At 66.0% G+C, this 22,463-nt stretch carries 13 protein-coding genes, 2 rRNA genes and 2 pseudogenes; 12 read left to right on the top strand and 5 right to left on the bottom strand.

What is annotated here, in order from left to right:
* The first annotated feature begins 301 nt into the window (after positions 1-301).
* The 9 genes from bcsB (at position 302) to bcsR (ending at position 15,767) form a co-directional block, all read left to right on the top strand.
* Positions 302-2,782, top strand: a complete 2,481-nt coding sequence (gene bcsB / locus F4827_RS09885) for a cellulose biosynthesis cyclic di-GMP-binding regulatory protein BcsB (RefSeq protein ID WP_183724018.1) — start codon at positions 302-304, stop codon at positions 2,780-2,782.
* A gap of 2 nt (positions 2,783-2,784) precedes the next feature.
* The gene (gene bcsZ / locus F4827_RS09880) at positions 2,785-4,086 is read left to right on the top strand and encodes a cellulose synthase complex periplasmic endoglucanase BcsZ (protein ID WP_183724019.1); all 1,302 of its coding nucleotides are present in this window, start codon (positions 2,785-2,787) and stop codon (positions 4,084-4,086) included.
* A gap of 83 nt (positions 4,087-4,169) precedes the next feature.
* A complete protein-coding gene (locus tag F4827_RS09875) occupies positions 4,170-8,126 on the top strand; it encodes a cellulose synthase subunit BcsC-related outer membrane protein (RefSeq protein WP_183724053.1) in 3,957 nt (1,318 codons plus the stop codon).
* A gap of 100 nt (positions 8,127-8,226) precedes the next feature.
* A complete protein-coding gene (bcsE, locus tag F4827_RS09870) occupies positions 8,227-10,107 on the top strand; it encodes a cellulose biosynthesis protein BcsE (protein ID WP_183724020.1) in 1,881 nt (626 codons plus the stop codon).
* A 1-nt stretch (position 10,108) separates the two neighbouring features.
* A complete protein-coding gene (locus tag F4827_RS09865) occupies positions 10,109-10,384 on the top strand; it encodes a hypothetical protein (protein WP_183724055.1) in 276 nt (91 codons plus the stop codon).
* Complete coding sequence (gene bcsQ / locus F4827_RS09860) at positions 10,381-11,238, top strand: cellulose biosynthesis protein BcsQ (RefSeq protein WP_183724021.1); 858 nt, start codon at positions 10,381-10,383, stop codon at positions 11,236-11,238. The genes F4827_RS09865 and bcsQ overlap by 4 nt, the downstream gene beginning before the upstream one ends.
* Entirely contained in the window at positions 11,235-13,874 is a 2,640-nt protein-coding gene (bcsA, locus tag F4827_RS09855; RefSeq protein WP_183724022.1) for a UDP-forming cellulose synthase catalytic subunit, read from the top strand. Before bcsQ ends, bcsA begins: the two co-directional genes overlap by 4 nt.
* Before the next feature lie 87 nt (positions 13,875-13,961).
* Complete coding sequence (gene bcsG, locus F4827_RS09850) at positions 13,962-15,560, top strand: cellulose biosynthesis protein BcsG (protein ID WP_183724023.1); 1,599 nt, start codon at positions 13,962-13,964, stop codon at positions 15,558-15,560.
* Positions 15,561-15,767 (top strand): BcsR/BcsP family cellulose biosynthesis protein, encoded by a 207-nt coding sequence (gene bcsR, locus F4827_RS09845; protein WP_183724024.1) that lies wholly within the window; start codon positions 15,561-15,563, stop codon positions 15,765-15,767. It begins immediately after the preceding gene.
* A gap of 24 nt (positions 15,768-15,791) precedes the next feature.
* Here the strand turns inward: bcsR and F4827_RS09840 are convergent, their stop codons facing one another.
* Positions 15,792-16,877 carry a hypothetical protein gene (locus tag F4827_RS09840; RefSeq protein ID WP_183724025.1) on the bottom strand — a complete coding sequence of 362 codons (1,086 nt, stop codon included), beginning with the start codon at positions 16,875-16,877 and terminating at the stop codon, positions 15,792-15,794.
* Positions 16,878-16,956: 79 nt separating this feature from the next.
* On the opposite strand from F4827_RS09840, the gene F4827_RS09835 reads away from it, so the two are divergent.
* The 3 genes from F4827_RS09835 (at position 16,957) to rpoD (ending at position 20,540) form a co-directional block, all read left to right on the top strand.
* Positions 16,957-17,292 (top strand): XRE family transcriptional regulator, encoded by a 336-nt coding sequence (locus F4827_RS09835; protein ID WP_183724026.1) that lies wholly within the window; start codon positions 16,957-16,959, stop codon positions 17,290-17,292.
* A gap of 302 nt (positions 17,293-17,594) precedes the next feature.
* Positions 17,595-18,023 (top strand): GFA family protein, encoded by a 429-nt coding sequence (locus F4827_RS09830; protein WP_183724027.1) that lies wholly within the window; start codon positions 17,595-17,597, stop codon positions 18,021-18,023.
* A 528-nt stretch (positions 18,024-18,551) separates the two neighbouring features.
* Complete coding sequence (gene rpoD, locus F4827_RS09825; RefSeq protein ID WP_183724028.1) at positions 18,552-20,540, top strand: RNA polymerase sigma factor RpoD; 1,989 nt, start codon at positions 18,552-18,554, stop codon at positions 20,538-20,540.
* 75 nt (positions 20,541-20,615) lie between these two features.
* Here the strand turns inward: rpoD and F4827_RS09820 are convergent.
* From F4827_RS09820 to F4827_RS09805, 4 genes and pseudogenes are all read right to left on the bottom strand, one after another.
* Positions 20,616-21,277 (bottom strand): annotated as a pseudogene (locus F4827_RS09820) (DUF799 domain-containing protein).
* 14 nt (positions 21,278-21,291) lie between these two features.
* Positions 21,292-21,632, bottom strand: a pseudogene (locus F4827_RS35800) (DUF4810 domain-containing protein).
* A gap of 414 nt (positions 21,633-22,046) precedes the next feature.
* Positions 22,047-22,160 (bottom strand): 5S ribosomal RNA (gene rrf, locus F4827_RS09810).
* Between the two features lie 220 nt (positions 22,161-22,380).
* Positions 22,381-22,463 (bottom strand): 23S ribosomal RNA (locus tag F4827_RS09805); the annotation flags it as partial.

Raw genomic sequence — 22,463 nt, 5'->3', positions numbered from 1 at the left:
GGCGGAGCACCGCACACTCCGCGAGAGGCTTACCAGGCAAAGCGTTGCGCGGATACGACTAGCCAAGCGATTGACTAAGCGGATGATTACGCGGCTTTAACATTTTTTGACAATGCAACGTAAATAAACGGTGAGCAATCATCTGCCGGTTTTGATAAGAGTCATATAAACTCCGACGAACTCCGAATGTTGGCGCAATCCTGATCAGGGCAGGAGAGCGGAATCGCCAATATCACCCGACGACGGCTGGCTGTGCACGATGTGGGGGCAGCCGTCGCGATAAGACAAAGGGCCGTTTGCGATGCGAGTTTCCGTTCAAGTCCGCCTCGGCGCGCTGATCGCCGGGCTGCTGCTGGCGTCCAGCCTTCTCGCCGCCGACAAGCTGGCCGCCTCCGCGCCAGCCGGTAAAGCGCCATCTGGCGCAAGCCCAGGCACGACAACTGCTCAACCCGCGGCCACCGCAACGGCCACCGCACCCGCCGCGGCTTCCGGGCCGGATATCGGCATCGGCCTGACGGGCGGCGTCGCCGGCGCGGTGGCCAATACGCCGGGCGGCAGCGGTCCCGCGGTGATCCAGACTGCGCCCGGCAAGATCGCCATGCCGGTGGACGCCACGGCCACGCCGGTTCCTGCCGGTCCGCCGCGCACGCGCGTGTTTTCGCTGCGCCAGATGGGCAGCTATGGGCCGATGGAGCTGCGCGGGCTCGATCCCACCGGCTACCTGAACGTCGACGTGCGCACCGACGAAGTCGTCAACAGCGCGAAACTGCGCCTCGTCTACACGTATTCGCCCTCGCTGATCTACCCGCTTTCGCATCTGCGCGTGATGGTCAACGGCGAAGTCGTCGCCACGATTCCACTTGTCAAGGAGACCGCCGGTCAACTGGTGACGAGCGAGATCAATCTCGATCCGCGCTTGTTTACGGACTTCAATCGCATCAGCGTGCAGATGATCGCGCACTACACACTCGATCATTGCGAGGATCCATACCACTCGACGCTGTGGACCGACGTGGCGCCCGAGACCACGCTCACGCTCAACACCACCGGCATCACGCTGCCCAACAGCCTTGCGCTGCTGCCGGTGCCGTTCTTCGACCGTCACGACAACACGCTGCTGCGCGTGCCGTTCGTGCTGGCCGCCAACGCGGGGGTGCCGACGCTGCATGCGGCGGGTGTGGTGTCGTCGTGGCTCGGGGCGCTGGCGAGCTATCGCGGCGCGCGCTTCCCGGTGGTGCGCAGCGCGCCCACCGACGCAAACGCTGTTGTGCTCGCGCTGCCCGGCCAGGTGCCGGACGGCATCACGCTGCCGGAGATCAAGGGGCCGACGATTTCGGTGATGACCAACCCCGCCGCCGATCCGCAAGCGGGCCGCAAGCTGCTGGTGCTCGCCGGCCGCACGCCGCAAGAGCTGGAGAAAGCCGCCGATGCGCTGGTGCTCGGCCAGGCCGGCATGTCCGGCGACAGCGTGATCGTGCAATCGGTCGATATGGGTCCGGCGCGCAAACCCTACGACGCGCCCAACTGGGTGCCGACCGACCGCCCCGTGCTGCTGCGCGAACTCGTGAGCGATCCGCAACAGTTGCAGGTCTCGGGCTACAACCCGACCGCGATCCGCGTGAACATGCGCGTGCCCGCCGACCTCTATGCGTGGGCGCGCAGCAACGTGCCGCTCGATATCCGCTATCGCTACACCGCGCCGTCGACGTGGAACGATTCGGTTCTCAACGTGAGCATCAACGACCAGTTGGTGCGCTCGCAGCGCCTCAAGCCGGTCACACGTTCGGCTGACGAAGCGCGCATCAATGTGCCGCTGCTGTCGGGCGCGGATGCGCGCGCGTCGAGCAACATCGAAATTCCAGCGTTCCGGGTGGGCTCGAACAACCAGTTCCAGTTCCAGTTTCATATCGATTCGCAGAAGACGGGCCTGTGCACGTCGACCGCAACCGACGTGGCGCGCGCCGCCGTCGATCCCGATTCGGTGGTGGACTTCAGCGACTTCGCGCACTACACGGCGCTGCCCAATCTCGCCTTCTTCGCCAACAGCGGCTATCCGTTCACGCGCATGGCCGATCTCGCCGAAACCGCCGTGGTGATTCCCGATGCGCCCAACGCGCAGGATCAGGAAGCGGTGCTCACGATGCTCGGCCATATGGGCCAGTGGACTGGCCTGCCCGCGCTGCGCGTGAAGCTCGTGCCCGCCAGCCAGGTCGATAGCGTGAGCGGCAACGATCTGCTCGTGATCGGCTCGGGTTCGGCGGCCGGGCTGCTCGCCAAATGGGGCAAGGATCTGCCGCTGCTGATCGAGCGCGGCAAGACCGAAGTGACCACGCGCGACCAGAGGAGCGGCTGGCCGGGCTGGCTGGGCGGCACCGAGGATATGGACGATGCAACGCCTGCCGGACGCTCGATCGTGTCGCTGGGCGGGCCGATATCGGCGCTGATCGGCTTCGAATCGCCGCTTTCGTCGGGGCGCAGCGTGGTGGCGCTCACCACCACTTCGTCGGCGCGGCTGGGCGCTGTGCTCGATGCGATGGAAGACAGCGGCAAGATCGCCGCGATGCACGGCGATCTGAGTCTCGTGCGGCACGACGAAGTGGAAGGGCTGCGCGTGGGCGATCGCTATTTCGTCGGCGATCTGCCGTGGTACGCGCGCATCTGGGTGCACGTCTCGCGCTACCCGTCGCTGATGGCGCTAGCAGGGATTCTCGCGGGCCTGATCGTCGCGCTTACGGTGTTCTGGGCGCTGGGCCGCATGGCCGCTCGCCGTACCGGAGACTGACGATGCGGCCGGGACCCTCCCGCCTCGCGCGCTGGCTCGTGGCCGGCGCCTGCGCGCTCACACCGCTCGTGAGCGCGGACGTGGCGCAGGCTGCCGCGCCTGCACCGACGTCCGCGGGTGAAGGCGCGGGTTCGCGCGCAGCAGCCAACCCAGGCGCCTGCACGTGGGCCGACTGGAACGCGTTCAAGCACAACCTGCTGTCCGCCGACGGCCGCGTGATCGACGCCAGTACGCCGCGCCAGATCACCGTGTCCGAAGGCCAGTCGTATGCGCTCTTCTTCGCGCTGGTCGCGAACGATCGCGCGGCCTTCGACACGATCCTCCAGTGGACCGAGAACAATCTCGCCCAGGGTGATCTCACTGCCCATCTTCCCGCATGGATCTGGGGGCGCACCGACATCGACGAGAAAGGCGCGCCGGTTGCAGCATCGGGCGCTTCGGCGGCGAGCGCCGCGCCGGCTTCGAAGGGCACGTGGGGCGTAATCGACTCCAACTCCGCAAGCGACGCCGATCTCTGGATCGCCTACACGCTGCTCGAAGCGGGGCGCCTGTGGAACGAGCGCCGCTATACGGCGCTCGGCACGGTGATGGCGCGCAACATCGTGCGCAGCGAAACGGCCACGCTGCCGGGACTCGGCCGCACGGTGCTGCCGGGGCCGCAGGGCTTCAAGCTCGACAAGGATAGCTGGCGTCTGAACCCCAGCTACGTGCCGCTGCAGGTCATGCGCCGCTTCGCGCTGGCGCTGCCCGAAGCGAGCGAATGGAAGGCGCTGCTCGACAGCTCGACGAAGCTCGTCAACGACACCGCGCCGCATGGTTTCTCGCCGGACTGGGTGGTCTATAGCGTAAAAAGCGGCGGCAAGAACGGCTTCGGCCCCGACGCGCCGACGCACGCCGAAAGCGCCTACAACGCGATCCGCGTCTATCTGTGGGCGGGCATGCTCGCCTTCGACGATCCGTTGCGCGCGCAGACGCTCGCGACGTTTTCGCCGCTCTCGGCATTCGTGGCCGCGCACGGCTTTCCGCCCGAGCGCGTCGACACGCAGACCGGCACGCCGGGCCCAAGCGAAGGCAACGGCGGTTTCTCGGCGGCGGTCGCGCCGTATCTGTCGGCGCTGGGCCGTACCGATCTCGCAGACGCTCAGGTCGAACGCAGCCGCACGCTCGCGCAAAAATCGCCGCCCGGCTATTACAGCAGCGTGCTGATGCTGTTCGGCCTCGGCTATCTTCAAGGCCTCTATCACTTCGACGCGCAAGGCCGCGTCGCGCCCGCATGGACTGCCCGATGCCCGGCACCGCGCTGACCGCCCTCGCCTGCGCGCCTCGTGGCGCTGTAACCGGCGCTTCAGCTGGCCCCTCCCGCTGCGCCCGCCTGCGCGCGCGCTCGATGCCGCGCGTGTCGTCGCTGCTCGCGCTGCTGATCGCGGCGTCGCCGTTCGTTGCGCGCGCACAGAACGTTCAGAACGTCCAGAGCACGCATCAGGCGCCGCCGCCGACGTATGCGGGTGCGCCCTCGGTGCAGGCGGCGCAACTGCTCTCGGCCGCGCGCATGTGGATGGGGAAGAACCGTCCCGACGTCGCGCAAAGCCTCGTGGAAAAAGCGCTGCTGTTCGATCCGCAGCAACCCGATTCGCTCGCGCTCAAAGGCGAAATCGAATTGCGCATGAACCACACGGCCGAAGCCGCGAAGGTTCTGGTCCAGCTCAAGAGAATCGCCCCCAACGCGCCCGCGACCCAGGAGCTGTCGGACGCCTACCGCGTGGCGACCAGCGACAAGAACGAACTCGCGCAGATCCATCTACTGTCGAGCGCGGGCAAGTCCGACGAAGCCGCCGCGCGCATGAAGAAGCTGTTCCCGAACGGCGCGCCGCGCGGCGATCTGGCGCGCGACTATTACCGCATCATCGCGGGCACGGACGCGGGCCGCGTGCAGGTCCTTAGCGAACTGCGCGCGCGCCTGAAGCAGAACCCCGGCGACAGCGCCAGCGCACTGATGCTCGGCGATATGCTCACCGACCGCGCCAGCACGCGCATGGAAGGGCTGAACCTGATCTATGGCGTGTATCAGCGTCAGGACAGCAACCGCGCCCAGGCACTGGAACTGTGGCGGCGTGCGCTCGGCGGCGCGGGACGCGACGATCCGGCTTACTACGTCTGGTATCTGCGCTATCTGCAGGAAGTGCCCGACGATACCGACACCCAGCAGACCGTCGCCGATCTGGCGAAGAAGCTCGGCCCGAAAGCCGTGGCCCAGGCCAATGCTGCGGCGGCCAGCGGCAAACCGGTTATCGTCGCCTCGCGCGGCGGCAGCGGCGGTGGCGGCAGCGCCAGCCCGCGTCGCGCCGGTCCCGGCGCGGCGGCACGCAATCGCGGTCTCGCGCAACTCCAGCGCGGCGACCTCAAGGACGCCGAAGCGTCGTTCGAAACCGCGCAGCGCGCCGCCCCCAATGACGGTGAAACGATCGGCTCACTCGGTCTCGTGCGCATGCGCGAAGGCCGCCAGGACGAGGCGCGCGAACTGTTTGCACGCGCGCTCAAGCTCGATCCCGACAACGCCGGCAAGTGGCGCAGCCTCGAAAAGACAGCGGCCATCTGGGGCACGATTGGCCGCGCCCGCACGGCGAACGCGCAAGGCAAGCCGGAAGAAGGCGAGAAGCTCGCGCGTGAGGCGCTCAAGCTCGATCCGGGCAATAGCGACGCCACGCGCATCCTCGCCGATTCGCTGATCGCGCAAAAGAAGTGGAGCGAGGCCGAAGCGCTGCTGCGTCCGCTCGTCGAGTCGAAAAAGCCCGACATGGATGCGCTGCGCAGCCTGGTGACGGTGTTGCGCGAAACCCATCGCGACAGCGAGATCGATCCGCTCATCACCGCCACCGCGCCGCGTCTCACCGGTTCCGATACCGAACTCAAACGTCTGCGCGCCGATCTGCTGTCGATCCAGGCCGATCAGTTGCTGGCCGAAAATCACAGGAGCCCGGCCATCACCAGGCTCGAAGAGGCCGTGCGCCTCACGCCCGACGACGCCTGGACGCGCTTCACGCTCGCGCGCCAGTATCGCGATCTGGGCCTGCCCGCGCTCGGCCGTCAGGTAATGGAAGACGGCCTGAAGGTTTCGCAGGCGCCGGACATGCATTACGCCACCGCGCTCTATCTGAATTCGGTGGACGACGTGGACGGCGCGAGCGCACAGCTCGATGCGGTTGCGGATGGGCAGCGCAGCGACGGCATGCGCGAACTGATGGGCAACCTCAAGGCGCAGAAGCTGCTCGCGCAGGCCCGCCAGCTCATCGCACAGGGCAAGGACGAAGAAGCGCGCGCCGCGCTGGATGCAGCGGCGCACAGCGCCACGGCGGCCAACGATCCGCAGATGCTGGCCTCGGTGGGGCGCGAATGGATCGCCATCGGCGAAACCGACAAGGGGCTCAAGCTGGTGCAGGACTGGCTCGCGGCGCACCCGAACGACGAAGGCGCGAATGGCGCGCGCGTGCGCTACGGCGAGTTGCTCGGCGCGGCCAATCGCGATGACGACTGGGCCAAATGGATCGATGCAACGCGCGCGCAGCCAGGCATCACCGACGATCAGCGCGCGAGCCTCGACGATCAGGAATTGCGCCTGGCCGTGCGCGCGACCGACCGCCAGATCGCGGCAGGCGAGCTGCGCAGCGCGCAGCGCACGCTCGACGCCGTGCCGGACCGGCTCAAATCGAACCGCCGCTGGCTGCTCGAAGAAGCCGATCTGCTCGAAGCGCGCGGCGACTACAAGGGCGCGATGGCGTCCGCGCAGAAGGTGCTGGCGACCCAGCCCAACGATCCCGATGCGCGCCTGACGATTGCGCGCCAATACGAGCGCATGGGCCGCAACGCCCAGGCCGCGCAACTGGTGCGCGACGTGCTGGCCGATACCCCCGAAGACGATGTCGATACACGCCTTGCGGTGGCGCGGCGCTTCACGGCGCAGGGGCTCAATCAGGATGCGCAGGACGTGGTCGATCCGCTACGCGCACGCTATCCCGATCGCTCGGACATCACGACCCAGGCCGGGCGCGTGGCGCAGTCGCGCGGCGATTACAACGAAGCCGCCAGCCTCTATCGCACCTCGCAACAGCAGGAGCAGGCCGAAGGCGAGCAACCCGATCCGTCCGATGGGCTGACTTCGGCGGCGCGCGCGCTGCAAGGTCTGGAGGATCGCAAGCAAGGGCAGATCGCCACCGAGTGGTATCAGTCGAATCTCTCGGGCGACTCTGGCATTTCGGAGCTGCACGCCACCGAAGTGCCGCTCTACGTGCGCATTCCGGACGGCTACACCGGCCACTATTTCTTCCACGCCGATACCGTCTATCTGAACGCGGGCACGCTGCCCGCCGACGATCTGGAGCGCTCGTATCAATACGGCAAGATCGCGGCGCTCGGCAATACGGGCCTGAGCCCGGTCAACGAGACGGCCACCGGCGTCGCGCTGGCGGCGGGCTACGAGTACAACCGCGCGAACACCAACTGGCGCGCCGATATCGGCACCACGCCCATCGGCTTCCCGATCACGAGCGTGCTGGGCGGCCTGCTGTATCGCTACGATTTCCCGCATGCGTCGTTGTCGGTGGACCTGTCGCGGCGGGCGATGACGAGCAGCCTCGTTTCGTACGCGGGCGGGCGCGACCCCGTTACCGGAGAAACCTGGGGCGGTGTGGTGCGCAACAGCGTGAGCGTGCGCGGCGCGCAGGACTTCGGGCCGGGCACCGTGTTCGCGAGCGTGGGCTTTGGCCTGTTGACCGGCTCGAACCTGCAGACCAACCAGGAGTTGCGCATCCGCAGCGGCTACGGACTGACCGTGTGGCAGCGGCCCGACCAGAACGTATCGAGCGGGCTCACGATCAACTTCTGGAAGTACTCGAAGAACCAGCACTTCTACACCTTCGGCAATGGCGGTTACTACAGCCCGCAAAGTTACCTGTCGTTCGGCATTCCGCTCGACTGGACCGGACGCTACAACAAGCTCTCGTGGGAAATCGACGGCTCCGTGGGCGTGTCGTTCACCAACGAGGACCGCTCGGCCTACTTCCCCACCAACGCCGCGCTGCAATCGGAAGCGGCCGCCTACATGGCCGCCAATGGCCTCGGCTCGCCGTATTTCGGCGGCGGTTCGGGCGGCGGCTTCAGCTATGCGGTCGAAGCCGCGCTCGAATACCGCGTGACGCCGCACTTCACGGTGGGCGGACGCTTCCGGCTCGACCGCTCGCGCGACTACGCGCCGAATGTGGGCCTGCTGTATCTGCGCTATTTCTTCTCGCCGCAGCATGGCCCGGTGCCTTACCCGCCGACGCCGGTCAGGCCATACTCGGAATATTGAGGCATCGTATGAAGACTTCGATGGACAAGGCGCTGCCGGATTTCGCTCCCCCTCCCGTCTGCGGGCGGGCAATCACCGTGGCCGCGCCGGGAGTGACACGATGAACAAGCCCGCCCGCGATCCCGCCTCGAACAAGGCACAGGCAGGCGCCGAGCCGCGCGCCTCGCTGCTCGCGCGTCTCTCGCAACGCGAGCCGCTGGCAATCGACGGCCTGCCGCCCGAGCTATCCGCGCTGGGTGTGGGCCAGGTGCACATCGTCTACGCCAGCGCGTCGCCCGCGCGCGACGCGCTGTTCTGGGAAACCGCCGCCGCCGCGCTCGAAGGCCCGGCCACGGTGCTCTCCACGCGCGACAGCGCGAATATCGCCGCGACGCTGCGCGCGCACGGCATCGACGTCGACCGGCGCGACGCCACCCATCACTGGGCCAATGTCTGCTCGCTCACGCCGCTCCCAGGCCGCGACGGCGCGCAGGTGCTGATCGAGGCGCTCGAAGCGCTCGCCAACCAGTGCGCCGCGCCCGCCAGCCAGTTCTACATCGAAGGCGCGGATGCGTTTTTCGACTGGCACGACGCCGCCGCGCTCGTGCGCCAGGGCGCGCAACTGGCCAGCTGGTGCGCGCAGCACCGCCACGGCGTGCTGCTGGTCGCCGAGCTGCCGGGCGCGGGCGAAGATAACGTGCAGCCCGCGCTCGCCGCGTTCCAGGCGCGCTTCGCGGGCGCAGCGCAACTGCTGCAGACGCAGGGCCAGTTCCATTGGGAAGTGGCGTTCTGGCGTTCGGGTGAAAGTGTGCTGGGCAGCCAGTCCTTGCCGCTGCGCTTCTCGGCGGTCGACCATCGGCTGACGGTTTCGGGCGGCACCTTCCAGCATTCGATCGGCGAAGCGGGCCTGCTCGCGCCGGACGAAGGCCGCGTGATCGTCTCGCGCGACGCCGTGCTCAACGAACGCGTGCTGCCGCCCGCCTGGCAGGTCGTCGACGACAATGAGGCCGCGCTGACCGCCGCGCGCACCGCCGTGGCCGCCACCGTGATTCTCGATTTCGGCGCGAGCCGCGACCTCGAAGCGCTCGCGGAACACGTCCACACGCTGCGCCTGCAATGCGGCAACGCGCTCAAGATCATCGTGCGCGAGGACGGCGTGGCGATGCGCTACGAATCGCTCATGCTCAACCTCGGCGCGAACCGCGTGATCCCGCGCAACACCACGCTCTCGCAGTGCGAAGCCATCGTCGAAAGCCTGCAGGGCCAGGTGTTCTCGCGTCCCATGCCCGCCGACTACCGCCAGGCGCTGGCCGCCGTGATGCATGGCGAGGAAAGCGGCTACGTGAGCGCGACCCACTTCGTCGAGCTGGTGCGCGCCGCCGTCGAGCGCAGCCGCGTGATCCAGTTGCCCAACGTGATGATCCGCCTCGCGCTGATGCCGGAAGTGGCGCACGTGGACGCGCTCAAGGCCTGCCATCAGCGGCGCGCGGGCGACATCATGACGGCCGCCGGTGACAGCCTTTACGTGTTCTTCTTCGCGTGCCGTCTGGGCGACGCCGATGCGGTCTGCCAGCGCGTGTTCCTGCGACCGCTCGCCGAGCTGTTCCAGGGCGAGCAGCGCTGCGGCGACGCGAAGTCGATCGGCGCGCTGCTGGAAACGCTCACCGACGAAATCGATGCGCAAACGCCGCCCGATTACTCAGGCTGGCTCGCGCTCAATGCGCCGCAGGAGGGCGCGGCGCCCGCGCAGACGCCGCCTGTTGCGCCCGCCGTGGCGGAGCACACGGGCGCGCCCGAGATTCCCGTCTATATCTCGCCGCGCGAAGTCTCGCCCGTCGATACGGCCGCCGCCGCCGCGAGCAAGCCCTTGCCGGGGCTGACGCCGCTGCCCGGCCTGCCCGTGCTCTCCGACGCCGCGCATGCGCCGCTCGCCCGGCCTGCCGCGCCGCGCGACGAACCGCGCCGCGCGGTGCTGCCGCTCAAAGCTCAAGGGTCCCGCTGATATGGACATTTTCTTCGGTTACTTCATCTGGGGGCTCATCATCGCGGCGCCGCTCTGGTGGCTCGCGTGGCGCCTGCGTCTGGGCCGCTATCTGCCCGACTGGGCCAGGCCCGCGAGCCAGCGCCCGCTCGAGCTGCCGCAGCAGCTCGACGCGCTCGTGATCCGCGGCAAGCGCCGCAAGGATCTGGTGATCCGTCGCCCATCGGCCGCACGCGCTGCCGCACCCGCGCCCGCCCAAGCCGCCTCCCAGGCCACTCTTGCGGAGCCACGTTCATGAAAACCATCGCGATCGTCTCCGCCGTCGGCGGCGCGGGCCGCACGACGCTCGCCGCCTCGCTCGCAGGGCTGCTGGCCGCGCGCTCGCATACGGCGCTCGCCATCGAATGCGATCCGCGCAACGTGCTGGCGATGCACTTCGGTCTGCGCGAGAGCGCGCGCGAAGGACTCGTCACGCAGCTCTACGACCCGAACCCCGCCAGCGACGCCTGGGCCCGCGCCGCGCTGCAGAGCGACGACGGCGTGCTGGTGCTGCCGTGGGGCAGCGTCAGCGCCGCTGGCGAGCCCACCACCCACAGCAGCGACGACGGCGACGGCGGCGCGCGTCTGGACGCCAATCGCCGTTGGCTGCGCGAGCTGCTCACCCGTGTCGATCTGCCGTCGAATACGCTGGCGCTGATCGACACCGCGCCCTGGCCTTCGGCGCATGCGCGCCAGGCGATCGAAGCCGCCGATATCGTGCTGGGTGTGCTCACGCCCGACGCCGCAGCGTGCGCCACACTGCCGCGCTTCACCGAGGCGCTGGTGCGCGCAGGCAAGCGCACCGCTTTTGTCGCCAACCACGTGGTGCCCGCCCGCCAGTTGCACACCGACCTGATCGCGTTGCTGCGCGCACGCCTGGGCGCGGCGATGCTGCCGTATATCGTCCACGCCGATACGGGCGTGCCGAACGCCTTCGCCAGCGGCGCGAACTTCTGCCTCAGCGCGCCCGGCTCGCAGGCCGCGCACGACCTGAACGGCATCGCTTCGTGGATCTCGCACTGGGCAACGGGCGCGTTGTCCGAGCTGCGCAGCGATCTGCCCGAAGGCGCGAGCCCGCCGCCGCCGGACCGCTTCGCGGGAGGCAGAAGATGATCCGCGCCCGGGTGCAGACGTTCTGGACCGACTACGTGAGCGATCCGCTGGCCCGTTACTGGAGTGCGCTCTGGAGCGGCCTGCGCCGCGTGAGCGCGCCCGAGCTGAGCGTGGCCGCCGATGCCGGTTTAGGCCAGTGGCTGCTGCGCCTGTTCTTCCGCCCGCCGCGTCCCGGCAAGCGCGACTGGCCCGCCATCGCTTTCGCCGCACTCGGCGACGATATCGTCGCGCGCCTGAACATGGGCCGCGACCGCAGCAAGAGCGCGTGGCTCTTGCGCCTGTTCCTGCGCCCGCGCCGCGGCCGCCGGCGTTTTGCCGCCGATCTGCGCAAGCTCCACAAGCAGCCGCATCCGCACCGCATCGCGCTGCGCGTGTGGCTCGACCGCAAGCTCGAACCCGTCTACCGGCGCGGCAAACGCGCCAGCGCAGCCGTCGCCGCACGGCTGCCCTCGATCAACTGGGACGGCATCCGCGAGCGCCTGGAAAAGCTCTCCGAAGCGCTCGACCGCGTGCCCTTCCTGCGCCAGTGTCTGCTGTGGCTCGCTTTTATCGCGGCGATCACGATCTGCACGACGCCGCTGCCGCTAGGCGACCAGGTGCTGCTGTTCTTCCTCGTCTGGGTGGTCGTAATGCTGGCGCGCCGCGTGCCGGGACGGCTCTCCACCATGCTGATGGTGATGCTGTCGATCATCATGACGGGCCGCTACGTCTGGTGGCGCTCCACCCAGACGCTGCATCTGACGAGCGCCGCCGAAGCCATCGTCGGCTATATCCTGTTTGCCGCCGAACTCTATACGTGGGTCGTGCTGATGCTCGGCTACGTGCAGACGGCCTGGCCGCTGCGCCGCAAGCCCTCGCCGCTGCCCGACGATCCCGCCGACTGGCCGACCGTCGACATTTACATTCCTACGTATAACGAACCGCTTTCGGTGGTGCGCCCGACCGTGTTCGCGGCAAGTACGATCGACTGGCCGCGCGACAAGCTGCGCATCTATCTGCTCGACGACGGCGACCGCGACGAATTCCGCGACTTCGCCGCGCATGTGGGCGTGGGCTATATCCGCCGCGAGGAACACACGCATGCGAAGGCGGGCAACATCAATCACGCGCTCAAGCTCACCTCGGGCGAGCTGATCGCGATCTTCGACTGCGACCACATTCCCACGCGCTCGTTTCTGCAAACCACCGTGGGCACCTTCCTCGCCGATCCCAAATGCGCGATGGTGCAGACGCCGCACCACTTCTTCTCGCCCGATCCGTTCGAGCGCAACTTCGACACGTTCCACCGCGTGCCGAACGAAGGCAGCCTGTTCTATGGCCTGATCCAGGACGGCAACGACTTCTGGGACGCCACGTTCTTCTGCGGCTCCTGCGCGATCATCAAGCGCGGCCCGCTGGAGTCGATTGGCGGGATCGCGACCGAAACGGTGACCGAGGATGCGCACACCTCGCTGCGCCTGCATCGCAATGGTTTCACTTCGGCGTATCTGCGTACGGTGCAGGCCGCGGGCCTTGCCACCGAAAGCCTCGCGAGCCATATCGGCCAGCGCATCCGCTGGGCGCGCGGCATGGCGCAGATTTTCCGGCTCGACAATCCGTGGACGGGCAAGGGCCTCTCGTTCTTCCAGCGCATGTGCTACAGCAACGCCATGCTGCACTTCTTCTACGGGCTGCCGCGCCTGATCTTCCTCGTGATGCCGTGCGCGTTTCTGTATTTCGGACTGCACGTCATCAACACACCCGCGACCGTGATCCTCGCGTACGTGCTGCCCTATCTCGTGACCGCCGCAATCGCCAACTCGCGCATTCAGGGGCGCTACCGGCATTCGTTCTGGGCCGAAGCCTATGAAAGCGTGCTAGCCTGGTACATCGTGCTGCCCACCACGATCGCTGTGGTCAATCCGAAGCTGGGCAAGTTCAACGTGACGTCCAAGGGCGGTCATATCGAGGAGGATTACCTCGACTGGACCATCTCCACGCCGTATCTCGTGCTGCTGGGCATCAATGTGGTGGCGGTGCTGTGCGGCATCGCGCGGCTGACGATCTGGCAAACCGACGAACCCGCCACGGTCGGCATGAACCTGTTCTGGGCCTTCGTGAATCTCACGGTGCTTGGGCTGGCCGTGGGCGTGGCCAAGGAAGCGCGCCAGGTACGCGTGGCGCACCGCATTCCGCTGCGCGTGCCCGCCATGCTCACGCTGCCCGATGGCCGCACGCTCGCCTGCAAGACCGAGAACTATTCAATGGGCGGTCTCGGGCTCGTGCTGCCGGTCGAGGCGGCCAAGGAAAAACTCGCGGCCGGCGAGCGCGTGAGCGTGTGCCTTTCGCGTGGCGCGGTCGAACACGATTTCCCCGCCGTGGTCGCGCGGCTTGCGGACCGGCATCTGGGGATTCGCTTCGAGGACATGTCGATCGAGCGCGAGCGGCGGCTGGTCGAATGCACGTTCGGTCGCGCCGACGCCTGGCTCGAATGGGAAGACGTGCCGCGCGACGACGCGCCGCTCAACGGCCTGGTCGAACTGATCCTGCTGAGCTGGCAGGGTTACCTGCGTCTGGCCGACGCCTTCTTCGACGCACTGGAGAACATCTTCATGCGGCGGCGCGAGGAACGAGGCAAGCCGGCACGCCAGCCCTGATGCCACGGCAACGTCGAGTCGACGCAGTCCATCACGAAGCACATAACGCAGCACAAACGCCGCAATAACGCTGGAACGCGATACACCATGGGCCTCTGGAATCTCTACTTCGCCGCCAAGCTGTACCTCTTCTCGCTCGGGAAACTACAGGTCATCTGGCTGCTGAATATCCTGTTCGCGATCGCGCTGCTCGTGCCGCTGCATCTGCGCTGGTTGCGCATCACGCGCAATGTGCTCGCGGTGCTCGCGGGCATCGCGCTCTTCTATCACGAGTCGGGCTGGCCGCCGATCAGCCGGGCGATTTCGCAGATTCCGGTGCTGCTCACCTTCACGCCCTCCTACATGCTGGAGCTACTGGGGCGGCTCGTTTCGCTCAAGGCGATCGTCGCGGTCGTGCTGGCGGTGCTGCTCTACTTCCTGATCAACCGCTGGATCCGCGTCACGACGCTGGTGCTGATTGCGCTGGTGGGCGTGCCGCTGTATCAGGGCGCGGGCACGCTGGTCGCGAACGCCACTAGCGCGCTGGCCCAGAACGGCACAGACGGCAGCAATGGTAGCGATAGCGAAGGCCGCAACGCCAACGAACCGAAGAACGAGCAGGCAGGCGGCTACGACCAGCAGCTCGCGGCGTTCCGCGCCAACGAAGAAGGCCGGCGCGTGAATTTCACGCCGATTACGAGCGATGCGAGCGCGCAGTTCGACATCATCGTCGTGCATATCTGCTCCCTCTCGTGGGACGACATGGACGTGGTGAAGGCGCGCAACAACCCGCTGTTCTCGCGCTTCGACTACATCTTCCAGAACTTCAGCTCGGGCGCGAGCTATAGCGGCCCGGCCGCAATCCGCGTGCTGCGCGCCACCTGCGGGCAGGAGCCGCACAAAGGGCTGTACGATCCCGCGCCGCCCGAATGCCATCTGTTCGCGCAACTGGCCGCAGCCGGCTACACGCCGAACGCGCTGCTCAATCACAACGGCCGCTTCGACGACTTCCGCGGCACCGTGCTCAAGGAAATTGGCGTGCCGGGCGTGACGATCCCGTCCAACGACGGTCTGCCGGTGTTCATGAAGGAGTTCGACAACTCGAATCTGGTCGACGACTACGACGTGATCGCGCGCTGGTACAAGCAGCGCATCGCGGCGGGCGGCGGCCCGGCGGCGCTCTACTACAACACGGTGTCGATGCACGACGGCAACCGTCTGCCCAACACGAAGATGACGAGCCTGGAGTCGTATCCGATCCGCCTGCAGACGCTGCTCGGCGATGTCGACAAGTTGATCGATCTGGTCGCGCAGTCCGGGCGCAAGGCGGTGATCGTGTTCGTGCCCGAGCACGGCGCGGCGCTGCGCGGCGAAGAGAACCAGATCGCCGGCATGCGCGAGATCCCGACGCCGCATATCGTCCACGTGCCGGTGGGCGTGAAGGTCGTGGGTCTGCCTGCCGGCTCCGAGCACGCAGGCGGCCCGGTCACGATCGATCAGCCGACGAGCTATCTGGCGCTCGCGCAACTGCTGGCGAATTTGGTGGCGAAGAGCCCGTTCGCAGTGGGTGCGCAACCGCTCGCGCAGTACGCGCAGAACCTGCCGCAGACGCGCATGGTGGGCGAGAACGAGGGCACCGTGACGATGACCACGCCAACCGGCTATGTGATCCACACGCCGGACGGCGTCTGGGTGGAGGGCAAGTAAATGGCGCTGAAACTCTGGGGGAACGCGGGACGCACGCGGCGCAGCCCGCTGCTGCCGGGCGATATCGACGCGCTTGCACGTCTGGTCGATGGCGTCGACGCCGAGCGCTACTACGACGTCCAGGCTCAGGACGCCTGGCTGGAGGCCGCCGGGCGCTGGCCGCTGGTGGCGGCGGCGCTGGGGCTCAAGGTCGAGCCGCAGAAGTAGGCCGACGGGCGGCCTGGCTCACTTTCAGGAAAACGTCGGGCGAGCGCGTTTTTGAGGATGCGGCCAGAGATCGCCTTGAGCCAGTTCCATCGTCAGTTGCGTCCAGTCCGCTTCGCGTGACGCCGCGCGCGGGCGGCCGGCACGTAGAGGATCACCTTGCGGGTTGGCTGATTGTCGCGCGGACCTGACGGGGCGCTCGTCAGCCGCCATATCGAAGAGGTCGCGCGCAAACAGTTCGTGCGTCTCGCCGCAGCTCGGCATGATTTGCGGCTCGATACCACGGCGCAGCGGATCAGGGCCTTGCGCCTCGCTCTCCGCCTGAAACGCGGCGCTCAATTCGCGCGCCTTCGCCACCAGATCGAATAGATCGCTCGTCACGCCGCGCGTTTGCTGCGCCAGCGCCTCGCTGCGCAGACGCTTCGTGAGTTCGACATAGGCGTCGAAATCGGCGTTGCGCACCGCTTCGTGCAGTTTCGCCATATCGCGCGCCTTCACGCGCGTGGGCTGCACCAGTTTCACGAAGTACGGCGCTTCCAGTTCCACGCCGAACGCCACCGGATAGCCCTTCGCGCCAAACTCCACGCCCGCGCGCGGCGTGTGTCCCGGGCGATCCACACGATCCACCACCACCGTGCCTTGCGAGGCGCACGGCGCCTTCGCCGTGCTCACGCTGCGCAGACGCTCCGGCTGCACGCGCAGGCTGCTGCCGAGCGTGAGTTCCGTGGGCGACGCGCAGACCAGCGCGTAGTGATGGTCACGCAGTTTGCCGGACGGCAAGCGAGTGCGGCTGGTCACGAACGCATGCTGCGGCAACTGGCGCACCTGACCGCTCGCATCCATCCAGGCGTTCCACACGAACGCGTCTTCGCGCCGGACATCGGCCATCCGCGCACGGCTGGCCGCCGGCGAAAACAGCGCGAGCAGCGAACCCGTGCGCAGCGCGGCGATCTGCGCGCTGTTACCGAGCGACTGATTGATGCCCCACAGAAAACGTCCCGCGCCCAGACGACGCTCCCACTCCTTGCGCAGGACGATCGTCGGGAGATCCTCTCCCGTTTCGGATCCGATCCTCGACCAGCAGAACGTGGACGGTAGGTGCTTCAGTGCCATCGACTTCCTCGAAATGCGCCGTGCCTGCCTATGCGGCAAGCAATTCAATAAGTGCTACTGTATAGATATAATGCATGACATGGAAGTCCCAGACACTCATTTCCCCGTGCAGGAACTGTTGCGCCGGCTAGCGGCGGACACTCGCTCGTCCAGCGAAATCGCGCGGCTTTCCGGGGTCAGCCAACCGACCGTTTCACGGCTTCGGCTATCGAATGGGCGCAGGCTGCGGCGCAGCGCGTCATTCAACAAGCTATGCAGTTTCTACGGCATGAAGGCAGCGGCGCGGCCTGCCGCGGCCTACAACGAGCTGCTGCGCAATGCCATCGTCGATGCATGGGACGGCTCGGAAGAGCACGGCCGCGCGCTGCTCGTCGTGATCAGGGGGCTCAAGGAGCTTCGGGAGCGGGCCGGTTGAGCGGGGGAGTGTCTTGAGGTAACCGGATTTGGGATCGAGTTCGCATCGAAGGTCTCAAGAGACGCGAAAAAGGCAGGTTTAGTCGCTTTACGGGCTTGCCTGTGTGCCTTGTCGCACCGACATTGCATAGAAATCAGCCAGAGTCGGGCCGGAAGCTCCCATAAGCGGTGACCTTTCGCTTCCGGCGGGGACCTATGCGCATTGCCCTCGATTTTCTTGGATGCGTCTATATATAGAAGAGGAAGTCGCGGCACGCCGTACGTGACGTTTTGTTTGCTTTCTGAGCGCCCTCGTCGAACACCATGCACTCAACGCCCATCGAAGAGACCCGTCTGCTGTTGCGCGGCCAGTGCCTTTGCGGCGCGGTGCGCTACGAGGTCGAGGACGCGTTCGGTTACGCCTTCAACTGCCATTGCTCACAGTGCCGGCGCGCGACGGGCGCGGCCTTCAAGCCGTTCGCCGGAATCGAGCGCGCACGGCTGCGCCTCGAAAAGGGCGCGAGCGAAGTCTCGATCTACGGCAATGTCGCCGCCGCCCATGATGTCCATTGCCGGCGCTGCGGCTCGCTGCTTTATTCCGTGGTGCGCGAGGGCGCCTGGGTCCATGTGACGATGGGCACGCTTGTCGACGCCCCCGCGATCCGCCCGCAGGGCCATCTATTCGTCGGCTCGAAGGCGCCCTGGTTCGAAATCACCGATGCATTGCCGCAATATGAAGAATTTCCTTCGTAATATTCCGGCGCCTGTGTTGAAGTCAACGCAGAAGGAGCCAAATACGTTCATAATAGAAGGTTGTCGCGTTGCAGACGCCGTAGTGGGGAGCGATTGCAGCGCGTCACGTGCGCCCCTGCGCCATTTCGACGCAATTTTGCTGCGGCACCGCCTGGCCGTTTATCCACTGAAGGAAAACGTGCGAACCATTGGCCGGTTATTGCGTCGAATCTCGCGCTTGAGAGAAGGCGGAGCGCCTGAAGGCGCAATTCAGATCCCGTATCCAATTCGTTTCGACCCTGCGAAGGCCGATCCGTGCGTCCGCGCGACGATTCGGGTTGCCTCACGTGGCGTAACGCACTACCATACGCGATCTTTCTGCATTGCACGAAAATCCAGGACGCCACGCCCTTGTGCGTTTGGCGCTCGCTCGGCGGGCCGGCACGCGCCCCCGCCCATTCCCCTGCAATTTCGTCATCGCCAGGACGCCACGCCGCTGGCGCGTGACCCTTTTTGCCCTCGCCGGGCATTCCTTTCGAGGAGAATGTATTGACTAGCCATGACCGGGAAGACGCGCTGGCCTCGTCGTCTACCCGCACCGCACGCCGCGGATCCAAGGACAAGACCGGCGATACGACTCAAATGGACGGTTCGTCGCAACTTGAGAAGCGCCAGCACCAGATGCGCGCGCTGATCAAGCTCGGTCGCGAACGTGGTTATCTGACCCACGCCGACATCAACGACCACCTTCCCGACAACTTCGCGCAGACGGCCGCGCTGGAAACCATCGTCGCGACGTTCAACGACATGGGCGTGCAGGTCTACGAGCAGGCGCCGGACGCCGACACGCTGCTCCTGAACGACGAAGCACGCGCAGACCAGCAAGCCGACGACGAAGCCGACGAGGAAGTCGAAGTTGCCCTGTCGACCGTCGACTCCGAATTCGGCCGCACGACCGACCCGGTCCGCATGTACATGCGTGAAATGGGTTCGAGCGAGCTGCTCACGCGCGCAGGCGAAATCGAAGTCGCCAAGCGCATCGAAGACGGCCTCCAGGAAATGATCCAGGCGATCGCGGCTTGCCCGTCGATCGTCGCGACGATTCTCGCCGACGCCGACCGCGTCGCTGCGGAAGAAATGCGCATCGACGAACTCGTCGACGGCATCGGCAGCGGCGACGCAGAGCAGGAGCCGGCGCCAGCAGCAGCAGCGGTCGAAGCCGACGCGGACGAAACGATCGACGCCCAGGCTGCGGAAGAAGAGTCGGACGACAGCGACGAAGACAGCGACGACGCGGACAACGCCAAGGCCAACGAAGCCCAGCTCGCACAGCTCAAGGCCGACAGCCTGGCGATCTTCGCTCGCGTGCGTGCGCTGTTCGAGCAGATGACCTGCACCACGGAAACCGATGCTCGCGCAACGGCCGCCGAAATGCAGATCTGCGCGGACATCCAGCAGGAACTCGCACCGATCCGCTTCACGGCTCGCACCATCGACCGTCTGTGCACGCTGCTGCACGAGCAGGTCGCTGCGATCCGCGCGATCGAGCGCAATGTGCTGGCGATCGTTGTCGACCGCTGCGGTATGCCGCGCGAAGCGTTCATCGAGCAGTTCCCGGGCAAGGAAACCGATCTCGAATGGGGCGTTCGCGCTGCCGCTTCGTCCAGCAAGTACGGTCCCGCCATCGAGCGTAGCCTGCCGGCCATCCAGGCCGAACAGCGCAAGCTCGCTGAGATCGAAGCCGCCGCTTCGCTCTCGCTGCAGCAGATCAAGGCGATCAACCGCCGCATGACCGCTGCCGAAGCGAAGATGCGTCAGGCCAAGGGCGAGATGGTCAAGGCCAACCTGCGTCTGGTGATCTCGATCGCGAAGAAGTACGTGAACCGCGGCATGCAGTTCCTCGACCTGATCCAGGAAGGCAACATCGGCCTGATGAAGGCGGTGGACAAGTTCGAATACCGCCGTGGCTGGAAGTTCTCGACGTACGCGACGTGGTGGGTGCGTCAGGCCGTGACGCGTGCGCTCGCCGACCAGGCGCGTACGATCCGCGTGCCGGTGCACATGATCGAAACGATCAACAAGCTGAACCGCATCTCGCGCGAGATCCTGCAGCAGACCGGCATGGAAGCTCATCCTGCCGATCTGGCCGCTCGCATGGGCATGACGGAAGAAAAGGTGCGCGGCATCCTCAAGATCGCCAAGCAGCCGGTTTCGCTCGAAAGCCCGGTCGGTGACGACGGCGATGCAACGCTTGGCGACATGATCGAAGATGCGTCGTCGAGCTCGCCCGCCGACGCAGCGATCCATGCGAACATGCGTGCCGCGATCGACGAAGCGCTCAAGGCGCTGTCGCCGCGCGAAGCCAAGGTGCTGCGTATGCGTTACGGTATCGACACGACTTCGGATCACACGCTCGAAGAAGTGGGCAAGCAGTTCGACGTGACGCGCGAGCGTATCCGCCAGATCGAAAGCAAGGCGATGCGCAAGCTGATGCACCCGAGCCGCGCCGACAAGCTGCGTCCGTTCCTGGAGCGTTAAGCACCCTTGGAGCTGGAACGAAAAAGCCCGTCACGTAAGTGACGGGCTTTTTGTTTGGTAAAACGCGAACGGCGTTTAGTCGGAGCCGTATCTGGGTGAATGCGGACCATAGAGCAGGCCCGTCGGCGGGCCTGCGTGCAACAGGCGATAGCTAGTAATGCCAGCAATATCGTGACTCTTGTCCGTCAGCGAGTTCGCGACCTGCTTGATTGCCGCCACGACCAGCATGGCGATCAGGCCGCCGCCATTGTTGCTGCCTTCTTCGCTGTTGGCCGTCGCCGAGCCTTGCCAGAGTACGTCGCCGTTTTTCAGATCGGCGAGCTTCGCCGATGCCGTGACGACCGTCGCGCTCGCCAGCACGCGATATTGCGTACCGAATTGCGCGATCTTCGAATACACGACTGCGTCGGCGCCGAAAATTTCACGCAGCTTCGCCGGGGGCGTCTGCTGGATATCGCCCGCCGTGGTGAGTCCGTTCTGCTTGAACGTCTCCTCCATGACCGCCACCGGGAACACGTAGTAACCGGCTTCGGCCAGCGGCATCGTCATCTGCGAAAGCATGCTGTTCGATGCGTTCACATCGGTCGTCTCATTGTCGGGCGGCAGCACGAGAATCGAGCGGGGCCGTGCGTTCTTGAACGCCGTGTAGTCGAGGTTTTGGCCGGCTGCGCGCAGGCAGCCAGCATGGCGAGCGCGCACAGGGCCAGCCAGAGCTTGAAGGAAGAGAATCTGGACATTTCGGTACGCTCGCTTAAGGTTGTTTCGGCTTCTTCATGAGGAAGTCCATGTAAGTCGTCGATTCCGGGAAGAGATGTTTCTCGGCATCGAATTCCTGCATGGCCTGCGTGTCGTTGCCAACGTTCGCGTACAGCAAGCCCATTTGCGCGTGGAAGCCCGGCGGCGGCGTGTTGCCCTTCGCGCGGATCTGCTGCAGCGACTTTTCGAGCGCATCAAGCTGCTCTTGCGGCGCCATATCGCCCTTCAGGTAGTCGTAGACCTCCGGCCGATAACCAGTCCACTGGTAGAGCGGCGGCGTGGCGGGCGCGGAGCCCCGAGCAGTAGCGTCGTCGCCGTCGCAGCCGTAGTCGCCATCGACGTAAGCGATGAAGGCAGTCAGAGTCCCCGAAGCGTGCCGATGTATTTCATTGCAAAACTCCGTATGCGTGTTTGTTGTAGTCGCGCGTGAAGCTTGAGGCGCTAATCTCGTCCGCCCAACGAGCGGTGCGCAACGCGCCTGCGTCGACCTGCTCGGCGAGGTGGTTGCGCGCAGTGAGGGCGCACGAATTGAAGTGATTGGAGAACGGGGAAGCGGCGGCGCTAGAAAAGGCGAGGCGTGATGACGCGCACGCGAGATATGCAGGGCGCGGGCCTCCTGCGTACGAGTTGGCGGCACATGCAAACGGCGCGGTACGTCACTGCGCGCGACGCGTATTTTCCACGCGCGTAAACGCCAGAACCCCGGTTCTCTTTTGGAGACACCGGGGTTCTGGACGTACAGCATAAGGAGCCTGACGATTACCTACTTTCACACGGGCAATCCGCACTATCATCGGCGTGGAGCTGTTTCACGGTCCTGTTCGGGATGGGAAGGGGTGGGACCAGCTCGCTATGGTCATCAGGCATGAGGGGTTGCTGCGTCGCTACGGATCCTTGCGGGATCTGGCGCCACAGCCAATCGGGAAGAAGCGTAAAGAGTGTGTGTTGCTGAATTGGGGTTGTGTTGTTTCAGGCACAACACGTGATCTCAACCGCATGTGTCTACATAAGACCCTGCGCGCTGCGCAGGGTGGGGCATCCCTAAGTGCTAAAGCACTAACGGCTGCCGACACACACCTGTTATAGGATCAAGCCTTACGGGCAATTAGTATCAGTTAGCTTAACGCATTACTGCGCTTCCACACCTGACCTATCAACGTCCTGGTC

The sequence above is a fragment of the Paraburkholderia bannensis genome (assembly GCF_014200455.1).
Taxonomy (GTDB): Bacteria; Pseudomonadota; Gammaproteobacteria; order Burkholderiales; family Burkholderiaceae; genus Paraburkholderia; species Paraburkholderia bannensis_A.
This window is presented reverse-complemented; position numbering and strand designations above follow the sequence as displayed.